Origin of the sequence: Kordiimonas lipolytica (genome assembly GCF_042651265.1) — a bacterium.
Classification (GTDB): Bacteria; Pseudomonadota; Alphaproteobacteria; order Sphingomonadales; family Kordiimonadaceae; genus Kordiimonas; species Kordiimonas lipolytica.
Genome location: NZ_JBHSCR010000005.1, coordinates 128,870 through 143,500 on the forward strand (window position 1 = coordinate 128,870; position 14,631 = coordinate 143,500).

Here is a 14,631-nt window from a genome sequence, read left to right on the forward strand (position 1 = left end):
CCTAACAGTAGGGCGAAACCCCACCAAAAAATTCATCATAAAACAACTCGATAATCTGGCCAGTATCGAAACTATAGTAGACAGCAATGGAAGTCGGACCAGCATCAGCAGTTCCAAATTGTCTCCATTCCAATTCCTCTTTTGGGATGTTCGGTGCCAGACTTTCCACCGTCGCGCGCGGAACAGCAATGACCTGCAGGTAGCGCTGCCCGTCAGCATAAAAGCCTACATATTGCCGAAAGCTATTCGTCAGAAGGTCATTCAATTGATCCGCTTCGTTATTGGAGCAAAGGATAGGACGAATAAAGTGAGGTGCGTCTATGGCATCCGAGGGGGGATGCTGCCACACATAGGAATTCAAAGTTGCTTCAAACTCGGCCAGCTCTGGTTCGCTTGGCCGCCAAAAGCCATCAATTGGATTACCACGAAACCGAACTTCATCTGGGCCACGGAAAAGGCTTTTGGCGAATTCACTTTTGGGGTCATCCACGGCCAGCACCACGCCCGGCACGCCATTCAGCATCGGCAGTTCCACTGTGTAGGTCGGCTTATAGGGTTCTGGCCACAGCTCATAAACACCGTACGCGACCACGGCTGCGAACAGCAGGAATAAAGTCGCGGCAATCTTCAGGAAAGTTTTCACGCTGGCCCCCATCTATTTTCCGTACCAATAGACCTAAGTGTTCGAAGGGCGCGTTAAAAGCCCTGCTGAGAATTTTCTCGCCTGCTACTGTGATTTAGGGCACAGTCGGGGGTGGGGAAATATGGAAGACAGTTTTGAGCAACCAGTGGAGCACTTCCTAAGGGGAACTTAAACATGTCACGTATACTTATCATGGCCTATGGACTGATCTGCTATGTCCTCGGCGTCGCCAGCCTTGTGCTGTTCATTCTATTTGCAAACAACCATATCGGCATATTGCTACCGGATTATGCAAGTCTGGGCATCGACCACGCCAACACAGGCCCCATGCCCATGCCGCTTCTGGTAAATATCGGGCTTATTGCCCTGTTTGGCCTGCAGCATACGGTTATGGCCCGCCAGAGCTTCAAAAGCCGCCTGGTCGCGCTTTTGCCGCAAGCGGCGGAGCGCAGCACCTATGTGCTGATGACAGCCGTCGTCATCCTGGTGATGGTTCAATATTGGCAGCCCATGACCGGCAGCATCTGGCACGTTGAAGGCGAGACCGCGCGCATGGTGATCACCGGCATTTTCTATTTCGGCTGGGCCTTCACGCTGGCGGCAACCTATATGCTGAACCACAACCATCTGTTCGGCCTGCAGCAGAGCTTCAAGCCGCATGACCCGGACGCGGGCGCGAAAGAATTCGTCACGCCCATGTTCTACAAGGTGGTGCGCCACCCGATCCAGACCGGCGTACTTATTGCTATGCTTGCCACACCGGACATGACAGTGGGGCGGGCCACGCTGGCCTTGGGTATGATTGTCTATATCCTTATTGGCCTTTATTATGAGGAACGGGACCTGATCGCAGAATTTGGCGACACGTACCGCGACTATAAGAAGCGCGTTGGCGGCCTGCTGCCGCGCCTGCGCTGATAATATCGGGTCTGGGGCGGCGATGCCTGTCGCTGCCCCAAAAACGCGAACCCGAATAAATCATAGGTTTACGTACCCCCGACAAGTTCATATGGTGCCTTATATTAAATTAAATCTCTCGGGGGTATTATAGATGGGACGCACAGCCGTCGTGACCACAGCCGTGGTCGCCGCCGCCGCAGTTGGCGGCTATTTTTATCTTTCAAACAGCTTCGAAACCCAGGTTCAGGCACAAATTGACAGCTTCATCAGCAATCCTGACCTGAAGGCAGACCTTACATATCAAAGCCTGAAAGTCGATCTGCTGTCTGGCACAGCCATCGTTGAGGGGATCACCACCAAGGATCATGACAATCCGGATGCCACAACCAGCACCGAAAAGGTTGAGCTGGATATCGGTTTTTCCCCATTTTCAGGTACAGCAACGATTGATGGTTTTCGGGTCACTGCTGCTAAAATGGATACGCCGCAGGGAAAAATCTCACTGGACAGTATGGAAGTTCGGGGCGAAGACCTTGTGGGCATCATAGACGACTTCAAGGAAGAAAAGCTCACTAACTGGCCCCTCACCCTTATTGACGTTCGTGGCTTGAATATGGAAGGGTCACCGCCCCAAAATCCAACCCAGAAAGTGTTGATATCGCTGGACACCGCCCACGTCGCCACCAATAACGACCAGACGCGCGTCGACAACTTGCTGATCGATAACTTCGTGGTAGATGTCTCGAACCAAGCGTCAATCGCAATCGACCGGTATCAGATCAATGGCCTCGACATTGGCTGGATCACCGACATGGTTGCCATGAGCAAGGCCGAGGAATCTGAAGAAGGCGCCGATGACGCCCTTATCGAAGCTGCTGCGCTCTCGCTTGCCAAGACATCCATCAACTATATGGGTATCGACAGCTTCATCCTGGAGGGTTTCAACTTCGACATACCGATGCAGGGCATGGCCATATCGATAAAGGAAATGTCGGTGAAAGACCTGGTTCGTCCGGCCGATTTCGTTCTGGGCGGCACGATGAAGATCGACGCCTTTGAGCTGAAGGGTGTACAGAACACCTCCCCTCAGGCAATGCAGATCCTGACACTGGCAGATTTGGACACCATTCGTCTGGACATGGCCTCCAGCACCCAGTTTGACGACACCACAGGCAATGTTACAAGCCAGATGGATCTCAAGCTGGACAAGCTGATCAGCCTGGAAAGCGAAAGCTCTGTAGCAGGCCTCAAGCCGGCTCAGATGTCGGAAAAACTGATCGCCTACCAAAGGGATCAGATGGAACAGACCTTCCGTGCGGCTGAGGAAGGGATACCGCCGCAGCAGGACCCATTCGCGCAGATAGCCGAAGCACTTAGCGTCTACACTGGATACTATGACGGTGTTTCCGTCTCGCTTGGTGTTGAAGACCAGGGCCTGCTACCCCGCGGTCTCAAGGTATATTCTGTGCTTTCCGGCATGCCGGAAGATCAGCTGCGCGAGCAGTTTTCCATGATGGCAATCGCCCAGGCAGGCCCCCTATTGGGAGAAGGCGCACCAGAGAACCTTGCTGAGGTCATCCAGGCCTTCATGGCGCCCGATTCACAGCCGATGCGGGTCAGCGTGCGTTCGCTCGTCCCCATGACGGAAGAGGCTCTCTCCGGCATCACGCCGCAGACCTGGCACACTGTGTTCGGCATGGAAATGGCAACGGCAGAGCCCACAGGCACACCTGCCAGCGAATAAGCATCTTTCCGAAGAGTAACAAAAGAGGGCCAATCGGCCCTCTTTTCACGTTTACGGCTGCCACCGGCCTTATTTTTGCCCGCTCTTGGCCCAAGTGCCAATTCGTGGCATTCTTCCCTCTGTCATAAGGGAGGGACATATGGCATCAGACGGTGCAGCGAACGGGTCGAACACAATATCGGTGGCTGTGATCGGCGCAGGACCTGCCGGCTACTACACAGCCGAAGCCCTGACCAAAACGGATGCAGACGTCCGGGTTGACATCATCGACCGCCTTCCCACGCCTTTTGGCCTGATCCGGGCAGGCGTGGCACCAGATCACCAGTCCATCAAGAATGTGTCCCGCCGGTATGAAGCTACAAACCAACGGGAAAATGTTCGCTTTGTCGGAAACCTGTCGCTGGGGCGGGATATCACGCTGACGGAACTTAGGGACATCTACGACGCTGTCGTGCTTGCCACCGGTGCCGCCAAGGACCGGGCACTGGGCATCGACGGCGAAGACCTTGAGGGTGTGATAGGCTCCGGCCCTTTCGTCGGCTGGTATAATGCCCATCCGGACTATAAAGGCCTGAACCCAGACCTGCGCGTGGCGTCCGTAGCCGTCATCGGCAACGGTAACGTGGCGGTCGATGTGGCCCGTATTCTGGCCAAGACAGCCGGAGAGATGGCAGAGACAGACCTTGCAGACCATGCCGCCAAATCCATCCACGGCTCACCTATCCGCGATATCTATATCATCGGCCGCCGCGGCCCACTCGAGGCCAGCTTCACGCCGAAGGAACTGGGAGAACTGAACCAGCTTGAAAACTGTGTCGCTCTTGTGGCCGGTGAGCAACTGCCGGGCGAGGAAATAGACGACATGATGACAGGCGCCCAGCGCAAGAATATGTCAGCGCTTCGCCAGATGGCCGAAAATGACCAGACATCAAAGCCCGTGCGACTGCATATCAAATTCTTCCTGCGCCCCATGGCCATCCTGGGCGATGAATGCGTGTGTGGCCTCAGGCTGGAGGAAACCAAGGTCGAAGACGGCAAATGCGTGGGCACCGGCAAGACAGAAGTGTTGCCCGCAGGGCTCGTCGTGCCCTGCATCGGCTACCGCACCAGCCCGATCCCGGACGTTCCCTATGACGAAAGCTACGGCTGCTTTGAAAATGAAGATGGCCTCATTGAGCCGCGCCTTTACTGTGTCGGCTGGGCCAAACGCGGTCCAACGGGCACTATCGGCACCAACAAGCCGGATGGCGCCGAAGTAGCCAAAAGAATCCTTGAGGAAATCCGGCCAGCCGGCCGTCCTGGCAGGGCCGGACTGGATGCGCTCATCAAGGACCGTGACTTGCGCATCGTCACCTTCCAGGACTGGAAGAAGATTGAAGCCTCAGAAGAAGCCCTGGCCGAGGGAGGAGCTCCCCGGCGCAAGCACACCGATATCAGTGAAATGGTGAAGATCGCAGAAAGCTAGGTCTGCCCGCCGCTGTGCTCTCCAGGTCCCTTTACCTTCTTGATGATGCCGCTGAAGGACATGATGGTCCGGTCACCGGTGAAGATCTTGCCGCGCACGAAAATCAGCGACCGCGTGTTGCGGGTGATCTCGCCAGTTGCTTCGATCAGATCCCCAGGCTGGCCGGCTGAAACGAATTCCCCGTTAAAGGCCACGGTAACGCCTGAGCCTTCAAGCACTTCTTTGGCAATGGCGAACAGGGCGAAGTCACCAAAGCTCATGAGCAGGCCTCCATGCAGCATACCGCCATTGTTGCAGTGCCGCGCGCGTTCAGCCACGAAAGCTGCGCGATTTGTTCCGTCGCCATTGTCCTTCAGGTAGAAAGGGCCTACCAGGTCCTCGAACGGGTCAACATCGCCCCAGGTGCTATAGCCATTGGCCAGCAGGTCTTGATTTGTCTTGATAGTCATACAGCTCGCTTAAGGTTTAGGCGCGCCAAAGGCGACGCGCCTGAGTGACATTGATCAGAAATTGTCCCCGTCAAGGATACGGCCCACGCCGCCGAGGATGGAACCCTCGCCCTTGTCCCGGCCGCCGTGTTGTGGCGCACAGGCAAGTACCCGGCCCGCAAGGCGGCTGAACGGCAGGCTTTGCAGCCATACCTTGCCCGGCCCCTGAAGCCGAGCGAAGAACACCCCTTCACCGCCGAACACCATGGATTTGATGCCACCCACGCGTTCGATATCCATATCGACCGTATCGGTCATGGCCGCCAGACAGCCTGTATCCACATGCAGCACTTCACCGGGCTTCAGCTCTTTTTCAATAAGCGTTCCGCCAATGTGCACAAAAGCCCAGCCGTCACCGTCCAGGCGCTGCATAATGAAGCCTTCACCGCCGAAAAGGCCGGTCAGGATTTTCTTCTGGAAATGAATGCCCACCTGCACGCCGCGCGCGGCGGCCAGGAAAGCATCCTTCTGGCAGATCAGCCGCCCGCCATAGTCGCTCAGCTTGATGGGCATGATATTGCCCGGATAGGGCGCCGCGAAGGCCACGCGGGCCTTGCCGCTGCCTTCGTGGGTAAAGACCGTGGTAAACAGGCTTTCACCCGTCAACAGACGCTTGCCAGCCCCAAGAAGCTTGTCCATAAAACCAGCCTCCTGCCCCGACCCATCACCGAACACAGCACTCATGCCAATGTGCTGGTCCTTGAACATCATGGCGCCTGCCTCTGCGATGGCAGACTCGCCCGGGTCCAGCTCTACTTCGACAAATTGCATTTCGTGACCCTTGATCTCGAAATCCACATCGTCGGCGATCATGTCCGACCGGGTATGATGCTGGCTTACGGGCACCTGTGGGACGTGGCTATTCATCTGCTGTCTTCCTTCTTTTTTATCTGTAAATTGTCAAATGCGGGCACATTCTCGCGAGCGCCCCTTGACGCTTGCGACCGAAGATCGCACTTTCATACTTAAGAAGGCATTTTTGCAGGCATATTTCAAGGTTTGGAGAAGCTCCTTATGAAGGGCGTGTGGGAAATCATTAAATCTATTTTCAAATTCGTTCAGGGCTTGGGCACCCTCACTATGGGGCTTGTCACACTATTCCTGCTCGTCATGGTCATGATGGCGCTGTCCAGCGGCGGGGAGCCCCGCCCAAGCGTGCCGAACGGCGCCGTCCTGGTGCTGGAACCAGCAGGCATGATTGTGGAACAGGTGGAATATCAGGACCCGATCGAGGCAGCTTTTGAGGCCGAATTCAACCGCAGGCCACCCCAAACCAGCATCCATGACATCACACGCGCACTGAAGCTTGCGAAGGATGACAACCGGATCGCGGCCATCGCGCTGATTACCGACTCGCTCGGCCCCATCGGCCCCAGCCACCTTCACACCATTGCCAAGTCCCTTCGGGATTTCAAAGAGAGCGGCAAGAAGATTTACGCCCTATCCACGGCCTACAGCCAGGCAGGCTATCTTCTGGCTGCCGAAGCAGACAAGGTTTACATGAACCCGGCCGGCAATGTGTTCCTTAACGGCTACGGCTTCTACCCGACCTATTTCAAAAGCATGCTCGACAAGCTTGAGGCCAATGTGAATGTGTTCCGTGTGGGCACCTATAAATCCGCGGTCGAGCCTTTCATCCGGGATGACATGTCCCCTGCTGCCAAGGAAGCGAACCTCGCCTTCCTGGGCGGGCTGTGGGATCAGTATGAAACCTCTGTCGTGGAAGCCCGCGGGCTTGAGGCAGGCGCGCTCACGAACAACATCAACAGCCTTCCTGACCGCCTCCGCGAAGCCGAAGGCAATTTCGCCAAGCTGGCACAGAATGGTGGCCTGGTGGATGAACTGGCGCCCCGCACTGTATGGCGTCAAGCGCTCAAAGAAGAGTTTGGCGACAACCCCGGCGGCGGCAACACCTTCAAGCAAATCCATTATCAGACCTACCTGGCCGCCAAACCGCAGAAGCATCGCGGCCCAAGCGAGATTGCCGTAATCACAGCACAGGGCCAGATCGTAATGGGTGACGGGCCGATTACCGTTAGCGCTGCGGAAACGCTGGTGGGCTATATCCGCAATGCGCGCAACAACCCGGATACGGCGGCGATTGTACTTCGTGTCAACAGCCCGGGCGGCTCGGCCTTTGCGTCCGAACTGATCCGTCAGGAACTTGTGGCAGCCCAGGAACAGGGCCTGAAGGTTATCGCTTCCATGGGGCCGGTTGCGGCCTCCGGCGGCTACTGGATTTCCGCGACCGCCGATGAAATCTGGGCGGCACCTTCCACCATCACTGGGTCCATTGGCATCTTTGGCGTAATCCCCACCTTCGAGAACACCCTGGCCAAGATCGGCGTGCATACAGACGGCGTGGGCACCACTGAGATGGCTGGTGCCTTCTCAACGGCACGCCCCCTGTCGGACATGACCAAAGACGTGATCCAGCAGTCCATTGAGAACGGCTACAGCCAATTCCTGTCGCTGGTGTCCGAAGGCCGTAACATGTCGGTAGAGGATGTGGACAAGATCGCGCAGGGCCGTGTCTGGATCGGGGCCACAGCCAAAGACCTCGGCTTGGTTGACCATTTGGGCGGCTTTGAAGACGCCGTGGCGGCCGCTGCCTCTGCAGCGGGCGTCGAAGACTATGACGTCGTCTTCTACCGCGACCAACCAAGCAAATGGGACCAGATGATCGCAGACATCCTGAATTCCAGCGTTGGCTCAAGCTTCAAATCGGACGCGCCCTCAGGCCTGTCGCCTGTGATGCAGACCGCCATGAAACTGAAGGGCGAGGCTGAGCTTCTTCTGAACTTCAATGACCCAATGGGCAGCTACGCGCTTTGCCTGCTGTGCAAGGTTGAATAGCCGTGGCAGACATTGAGAAAACAGACGAAGAGTGGCGGGCCGAACTGACGCCTGAACAATATGCGGTGTGCCGCTGCGGCGGCACCGAAGCGCCCTTCACCGGCAAATATTGGGACACCAAAACACCCGGCACCTACCACTGTGCCGGGTGCGATGCACCGCTGTTTTCAAGCGATACAAAATATGAAAGCGGCTCCGGCTGGCCCAGCTTCTGGGATGCGATTGCACCGGGCGCAGTTGCGGAAAAGACAGATACCAGCCACGGCATGGTACGCACCGAAATCCTGTGCGCCAAATGCGACAGCCACCTGGGCCATGTGTTCCCGGACGGGCCGCAGCCCACGGGCCTTCGCTATTGCACCAACAGCGCGTCGCTCAGGCTGGAACCAAGTAATGACTAGCGTTCGCGATTAAGCAACACTGCATCGACACATATCGGCCTACCGCAACATCGCGCACAACCCTATCTTTCCTTCAAACGCACCACACTCTGGAAGTATTTGAAGGAAGAGATCATGACCAAGAACACCCAAACCATCCTCCGCGTTGACGCCAGCGTCCGTACCGGCGATTCCGTCACCCGTGACCTTACGACCCGTTTTATCGACAGCCTCACCCTGGGTACGGAAACCGCGCTGCTGCGCCATGATCTGGCGAGTGGCCTGCCACTGATCGACGAAGCCTGGACCAGTGCCAACTTCACCCCGGAAGAAGACCGCACAGACACCCAAAAACAGATACTGGAACAGTCCGACGCATTGATCGCGGACCTTCAGGCCGCTGACATCATCGCCATTGGCGTACCGGTCTACAACTTCAGCATTCCCGCAGGGCTCAAGGCCTGGGTGGACCTGATCGCCCGCGCGCGAGTTACCTTCCGCTATACGGAAAATGGCCCGGAAGGCCTGCTCACTGGCAAGAAGGCTTATCTGTTCGTAGCTTCTGGTGGCACGCCTGTGGGATCGGAGATCGATTTTGCCACCAGCTATATGAAGCATATGCTGGCATTTGTGGGCATTACCGATGTGACTGTCATCGCCGCTGACCAGATGGCCATGGATGCCGACGCCAGCCTGGCCCGCGCCAAGTCCCAGATCAGCGAAGCGTTGGCCGCCTAGCCCCCCACTTATACGCCCCTGCTGTTAACATAGCAGGGGTCAGGCTTCGGCCTCAAACGCGGACGTGTCGCCCATCAACAGGTCAACCACATCGATATCGCCAAGGCCTGCGAAGACAATGAATAGCATCACGACCACCATCACCGCGGAATAGGTCACCCATATAGGCCCCGCCTTGAAAAAGGCCTTCAGCCAGCCCTGCCCTTGGCCCACCTTCAGCGCGATGATCAGGTAAAGCGACGTACCCCACCAGAAGATGGAAACGCTCAGGTCCCCGCCATAGGTTGGCACAATCACCGTCATGGCTGTCATCAACAAGAACAGGAAGGTGTGGAAATGCAGCGAGAAGACAAATTGCTGCAGGTAGACTCGGTCTTTGCCCCAATGGAAGATGCGCAGGATAAAGGCAAAAATCGGCATCAATACAAAGAGCGCGGGCGGTAGCCAATCGTTGAACAGTTCATTGAAGGCTTCCGGGTTCTTGAGGGCTTCAGCGAACCCGCTCGTGGCGCGCTTGAGGAAAACAGGCCTGTCAGGGTCATTGAGGATTTCATCAATGTCTTCCTGCTTAAGGCCTTCCCGAGGCTCTTTTGAGTTTTTGACAAACATGGCGATATCGACGTCATAAGGCCAGTCAGTGTCTATTTTGACATCGTCTCCCTCACTGCCAGAGTCATTGCTGATCAAAGACCCGATCAGGTCATCGCCATCGATATTGATGGCCTGACCGTTTTCGGCTGTCCGGATTTCCTGCTTGGTCTCTTCCGGCAGCCTTTCAAATCCTGCGTCGCCCAACACCAATCGCAGCTTTTCTTCCGGCGTCATATCATCCCGCCCGAGCGCTGCAAGATCCTCTCTCGACAGCCCTTCCCTGGCGACCGGCTTATCTGCTTTTGCCGCGCGTGCCTCACCTGCGACAACCTCCCCCGCATCGGCCACTTGCGTACCATCAGCGGCCTCAGGCAGGGCTTCTATCGCCTCATCCGGCATGGGCGTCGGCACGCCTGTCTCTTTTTCGCCAAGCGCCAGGTCTGAGGAAGAAGGATCGGCCGGTGCCGCCACCTCTTCAGGTCGGTCGATCGGCGTCACATGGATATCCAGAATCAGGATGTCGGCGACCTTCAGAATCACAAAGAACATGATCGAGATCACCAGATAAAGCCGAAGCGGTGGCACAAATCGGGCACGTCTCCCGTCGCGGAACGCCCGCGTCAGCCCGCCTGGCACCAGCACCAGTAGTATCAGTGTTTTGAATAGCCGGCTGTCAGTCGAGATCACATCATCCAGGATTTCCCTGAGCAGCGTCCAGATCGGGCGCTTCAGGTCGTCATCCTTCTGGCCGCAAATGTGGCAGAATGGTCCGGTAAGCGGTGCATTACAGTTGCTACACAGCGTCCCGGTTTCGCGGATGGAATTTTCCAGTGTCTTATAATTGCCTTCAGCCCGCAGCTGCTTGTGATAGCGCTTGCGTTTGAAATGCAGAATCCATTTCTGGATAAGCTTTTTCATAAAGCTGCCTCTCTTGCCCCTTAAAGCCTTTATACCGAAAGAGTTTTTGGGAGGCCAGCCTTATGAGCGAAGAACCTTTAGGCGCTCTTGAGCGCCCGGTCACCCACAAAGGGGTTGGATTGCCGCTCTGCCCCAAAGGTGGACAGTGGCCCGTGCCCCGGTACAAACGTCACCTCGTTCCCCAGCGGCCAAAGCTTTTTGGTGATGGCGTTCACAAGGTCATCCATATTGCCACGCGGGAAATCCGTCCGCCCGATGGAGCCCTTGAAGAGAACATCGCCCACAAAAGCCACCTTGTGCGTGGGCTCAAAGAACACCACATGGCCAGGCGTATGGCCGGGTGCATGAATAACCTGCAGCGTCACATTGCCCACCTTGACCCCGTCGCCGTCATCCAGCCACTGATCAGGGGTGCAGCAACGCAGGCCCGGCATGTTATAGTTGGCAGCGTGCTCTTCGATCTGGTCGAGCCAGAATTTGTCATCTTTATGCGGGCCGATGATTGGCAAGCCCAGCTTTTCCTTGATGTCCTTCGCGCCGCCCGCATGGTCCAGATGGCCGTGTGTGAGCAAAATTTGTTTCACATTCACGCCCAACTGCTTGGCCGCATCCAGAAGCTTGTCCGCCTCCCCGCCCGGATCAACGAAGGCACCTTCCATCGTTTCGTCGCACCAGATGATGCTGCAGTTCTGCTGGAAGCCTGTGACCGGAACAATTTGCGCTTTTAACATCAGTTACTCCTTGTGGCGCCATTTCGGCTGCACCCTACCCCGCAGGGAAAGCAGGTGCAAGCCGTGCATGCAATGGCCGTTCCCCATGAATTATGTCCTTGCCACCGGGATTCAAGATGGACACACTGCTTAGGCAATGTGGGGAGGATACAGGGGTGAAACATCTGTTGATGATATGCTTGGCAGTTGGGCTGGGCGCCTGCTCTGTGGTTACCGCACCGGTGAAGGTGGCAGCTGCAGCCGTTGAGACCACGGTGGACACAGCCAGCACCGTGGTGCGCGTGACCGGCAAGGTGATTGACCTTGCGGCAGACACCAAGGAAGTCGCAGAAAAAGCCGAAGACGTGGCGCGCAACTGACGGCTCAGGCTTGTTGAACTCCCCAGATTTATGAGATATGATGCATTTAGTTTAGACCTAAAATAAATGCAGGTGAGAAGATGGCAACCGACCGCAAAGAAGACCAGGGCCCAGCAACCTCCGTTGATGTCTCAGGCGAAGACATCCACTGGAACCAGGACATCAGCTATGGTTCCTACCTGCAGCTGGACCGCCTGCTCGAATGCCAGAACCCGCTCTCGAACCAGCATGATGAGATGCTGTTTGTCATCATCCACCAGGCATCTGAGCTGTGGATGAAAGCCTGCATCCACGAACTGGGCGCTGCAATGAAGCATCTGGCGGCGGATGACCTTGGCCCCGTGCAAAAGATGCTGTCCCGCGTGGCCAAAATTCAGGCGAACCTGCAACAGTCGTGGGAGATCCTGTCCACCATGACGCCGGCGGACTATGCCGCCTTCCGTGATGATCTTGGCCAAAGCTCCGGCTTCCAGAGCTTCCAGTACCGCGAAATTGAATACCGGCTTGGCAACAAGAACGCCCGCATGGCCGAAGCCCACAAAGGCGCGCCTGCGCGTTACCAGCACCTGCAAGACGTGCTCGATAGCCCAAGCTTCTATGACCTGTGCCTGCAGCTTCTCGCAAAACGGGGTTTCGACATTCCGGCCGACAAGCTTGAGCGAAACTGGCGCGAGCCGTATGAAGCATCTAAGGCCGTAGAGGATGCCTGGCTCAAAATTTACCAGGACACCACCAAATATTGGGACCTTTATGAGCTTGCCGAGAAGCTGGTGGATCTTGAGCATCATTTCCACGCTTGGCGCTTTGCCCATATGAAAACCGTGGAACGAATCATCGGCTATAAGAAGGGCACCGGCGGGACAGGCGGGGTCTCCTACCTTGTGAAGGCGCTGGACCTGAGGTTCTTCCCAGAACTGTGGACACTGAGGACAAGTCTTTGAACAGGATTTACGACATCAGCCAAACCATCCGCCCCGGCATTCCCGTGTGGCCCGGTGACGCTAAGTTCAAGCTCAAGCGCACCTGGGTGATCGAAGAAGAATGCCCGGTGAATGTCAGCAAGATGAAGATGTCCACCCACACGGGCACCCATGCCGACTCCCGCCTTCATTTTGATGAAGAGGGGATAGACTGTGCTGAAACACCGCTTGATTCTTATGTTGGGCCAGCAACCCTGATCGACCTGTCCGGCGATGTCGTAGCAAATGACCTCGTGGACGCGGCGCACCTGGCAAACAGGCTACCGGACCGTGTTGACCGCGTGTTGCTCAAACTTTTCAAAGCCTTCCCACACGAAGGCTGGGACCCTGACTTTCCTGCCATCAGCCCGGCGGCGATCGACCTGCTCGCGGAACGCGGCTGCAAACTGATCGGCGTGGACGTGCCTTCACTGGACCCGCAAGACAGCAAAACACTGGACGCCCATTTTGCCGTGTACCGGGCAGGCATCGCTATCCTTGAAGGCCTTGTGCTCGACGATGTACCTGAGGGCGACTATGAGCTGATCGCCCTACCGCTCAAGATAGAGGGCGCCGACGGCAGCCCCGTTCGTGCAATACTGAGGGAAATACCGTGATTCCAACTTCACTTGACTGGTGCCAGCAACAGGATGCGGGCGATCCACTCGCGCCCATGAAAGACCGTTTCGATCTGCCCGAAGGCGTGATTTACATGGACGGCAACAGCCTTGGCGTGCTGCCGAAAGGTGTGGCCGAGCGCATCGCAGACGTGGTCACCAAGGAATGGGGCAAGGACCTGATCAAAAGCTGGAACACGGCTGACTGGATCAATCTGCCTGCCCGCGTTGGCAAGAAGATCGCGCCGCTTGTGGGCGCGCGGCCTAGTGAGGTGGTGATGGCCGACAGCACATCGGTGAACCTTTTCAAGGTTGCCGCCGCCGCCTGCCGCATGAACAAGGGCCGCACGAAAATTATCTCCGAACCCGGCAATTTCCCAACTGACCTTTATATGCTGCAAGGCCTGTCTGATTTCCTCGGCCCCGATGTGGTGCTGCAGGTCGTGGAGCGCGACAAGATTATCGACGCCATCGATGACGATACGGCTGTAGTGGTGCTGACCCACGTGCATTATGTCACCGCCGATATGTTCAATATGGAAGCCGTTACCAAAGCGGCGCACGCGAAAGGCGCGCTGATGGTCTGGGACCTCAGCCACTCGACCGGTGCGGTGCCGGTGGACCTCAATGCCGCCGGTGCCGATTTTGCCGTGGGTTGCGGCTATAAATATCTAAACGGCGGCCCGGGTGCACCAGCCTTCCTTTATGTGGCGGAGCGCCATCAGGCGTCTGCCCAGCAGCCTCTCACCGGCTGGTTCGGCCACAAGACACCGTTTGAGTTCCTTGATGATTATGAACCCGCAGGCGACATCCGCCGCATGCTGGTGGGCACTACCAGCGTGATGGCGGCCAGCGCGCTTGATGAAGCGCTGAATGCGTTCGAGGGCGTCGACATGAGCGTCGTCCGGAAAAAAAGCCAAGCGCTGACGGACCTTTTCATCGCCCTTTGCCGGGAAAAGCTGTCTGACCATGGCGTTGGCCTGGCCACCAGCGAAAACCCCTCAAAACGCGGCAGCCATGTGTCACTCAAGTGCGAGAACGGCTATGCCGTGATGCAAGCGCTGATCGAACGCGGCGTCATCGGCGATTTCCGCGCGCCAAACTTCATGCGCTTCGGCTTCACGCCGCTTTATCTGGGCTTTGAAGATGTCTACCGCGCCGTGGAGATCATGGCCGACATTTTCGAGACCGGCTTCTGGAGAGAAGCCCGCTTCAGCGAAAAAGGCGCCGTGACCTAGACCT

The 14,631-nt window shown here is 56.8% G+C and carries 15 protein-coding genes; 10 read left to right on the forward strand and 5 right to left on the reverse strand.

From position 1 onward, the window contains the following. Position 1 precedes the first annotated feature (1 nt). Positions 2-643: a hypothetical protein gene (locus tag ACFO5Q_RS08325; RefSeq protein ID WP_156432061.1), complete on the reverse strand. Its 642-nt coding sequence runs from the start codon at positions 641-643 to the stop codon at positions 2-4. 174 nt (positions 644-817) lie between these two features. Between ACFO5Q_RS08325 and ACFO5Q_RS08330 the strand changes: the two genes are divergently transcribed. The 3 genes from ACFO5Q_RS08330 to ACFO5Q_RS08340 all read left to right on the forward strand — a co-directional run bounded on the left by ACFO5Q_RS08330 (position 818) and on the right by ACFO5Q_RS08340 (position 4,752). Beyond that, positions 818-1,561 carry a methyltransferase family protein gene (locus ACFO5Q_RS08330; RefSeq protein ID WP_068152233.1) on the forward strand — a complete coding sequence of 248 codons (744 nt, stop codon included), beginning with the start codon at positions 818-820 and terminating at the stop codon, positions 1,559-1,561. Positions 1,562-1,694: 133 nt separating this feature from the next. Continuing rightward, positions 1,695-3,287: a hypothetical protein gene (locus tag ACFO5Q_RS08335; RefSeq protein WP_068152230.1), complete on the forward strand. Its 1,593-nt coding sequence runs from the start codon at positions 1,695-1,697 to the stop codon at positions 3,285-3,287. 139 nt (positions 3,288-3,426) lie between these two features. Further along, positions 3,427-4,752, forward strand: coding sequence for an FAD-dependent oxidoreductase (locus tag ACFO5Q_RS08340; RefSeq protein WP_068152227.1), 1,326 nt, complete (start codon positions 3,427-3,429; stop codon positions 4,750-4,752). On the opposite strand, the gene ACFO5Q_RS08345 is transcribed toward ACFO5Q_RS08340, so the two are convergent. Together ACFO5Q_RS08345 and ACFO5Q_RS08350 are read right to left on the reverse strand one after the other, a co-directional pair. Continuing rightward, positions 4,749-5,201, reverse strand: coding sequence for a PaaI family thioesterase (locus ACFO5Q_RS08345; protein WP_068152226.1), 453 nt, complete (start codon positions 5,199-5,201; stop codon positions 4,749-4,751). The two genes, ACFO5Q_RS08340 and ACFO5Q_RS08345, sit on opposite strands and share 4 nt — an antisense overlap. A gap of 54 nt (positions 5,202-5,255) precedes the next feature. Further along, positions 5,256-6,107 (reverse strand): TIGR00266 family protein, encoded by an 852-nt coding sequence (locus ACFO5Q_RS08350; RefSeq protein ID WP_068152221.1) that lies wholly within the window; start codon positions 6,105-6,107, stop codon positions 5,256-5,258. Positions 6,108-6,254: 147 nt separating this feature from the next. Here ACFO5Q_RS08350 and sppA point away from each other — a divergent pair, with 147 nt between their 5' ends. The 3 genes from sppA to ACFO5Q_RS08365 all read left to right on the forward strand — a co-directional run bounded on the left by sppA (position 6,255) and on the right by ACFO5Q_RS08365 (position 9,214). Continuing rightward, the gene (gene sppA, locus ACFO5Q_RS08355) at positions 6,255-8,096 is read left to right on the forward strand and encodes a signal peptide peptidase SppA (RefSeq protein ID WP_068152220.1); all 1,842 of its coding nucleotides are present in this window, start codon (positions 6,255-6,257) and stop codon (positions 8,094-8,096) included. A 2-nt stretch (positions 8,097-8,098) separates the two neighbouring features. Continuing rightward, a complete protein-coding gene (msrB, locus tag ACFO5Q_RS08360) occupies positions 8,099-8,497 on the forward strand; it encodes a peptide-methionine (R)-S-oxide reductase MsrB (RefSeq protein WP_068152219.1) in 399 nt (132 codons plus the stop codon). 114 nt (positions 8,498-8,611) lie between these two features. Continuing rightward, entirely contained in the window at positions 8,612-9,214 is a 603-nt protein-coding gene (locus ACFO5Q_RS08365; protein WP_068152218.1) for an FMN-dependent NADH-azoreductase, read from the forward strand. Between the two features lie 39 nt (positions 9,215-9,253). Here the strand turns inward: ACFO5Q_RS08365 and ACFO5Q_RS08370 are convergent, their stop codons facing one another. Beyond that, entirely contained in the window at positions 9,254-10,723 is a 1,470-nt protein-coding gene (locus ACFO5Q_RS08370) for a DUF3667 domain-containing protein (protein WP_068152217.1), read from the reverse strand. A 77-nt stretch (positions 10,724-10,800) separates the two neighbouring features. After that, positions 10,801-11,454: an MBL fold metallo-hydrolase gene (locus tag ACFO5Q_RS08375; protein WP_197421297.1), complete on the reverse strand. Its 654-nt coding sequence runs from the start codon at positions 11,452-11,454 to the stop codon at positions 10,801-10,803. Positions 11,455-11,609: 155 nt separating this feature from the next. On the opposite strand from ACFO5Q_RS08375, the gene ACFO5Q_RS08380 reads away from it, so the two are divergent. The 4 genes from ACFO5Q_RS08380 to kynU all read left to right on the forward strand — a co-directional run bounded on the left by ACFO5Q_RS08380 (position 11,610) and on the right by kynU (position 14,627). Next, positions 11,610-11,813, forward strand: coding sequence for a hypothetical protein (locus ACFO5Q_RS08380; RefSeq protein ID WP_068152212.1), 204 nt, complete (start codon positions 11,610-11,612; stop codon positions 11,811-11,813). Between the two features lie 80 nt (positions 11,814-11,893). Next, the gene (locus ACFO5Q_RS08385; RefSeq protein ID WP_068152208.1) at positions 11,894-12,754 is read left to right on the forward strand and encodes a tryptophan 2,3-dioxygenase; all 861 of its coding nucleotides are present in this window, start codon (positions 11,894-11,896) and stop codon (positions 12,752-12,754) included. Continuing rightward, positions 12,751-13,389, forward strand: coding sequence for an arylformamidase (gene kynB / locus ACFO5Q_RS08390; protein WP_068152206.1), 639 nt, complete (start codon positions 12,751-12,753; stop codon positions 13,387-13,389). The genes ACFO5Q_RS08385 and kynB overlap by 4 nt, the downstream gene beginning before the upstream one ends. After that, a complete protein-coding gene (gene kynU / locus ACFO5Q_RS08395; protein WP_082720063.1) occupies positions 13,386-14,627 on the forward strand; it encodes a kynureninase in 1,242 nt (413 codons plus the stop codon). Before kynB ends, kynU begins: the two co-directional genes overlap by 4 nt. Positions 14,628-14,631: the final 4 nt, after the last annotated feature.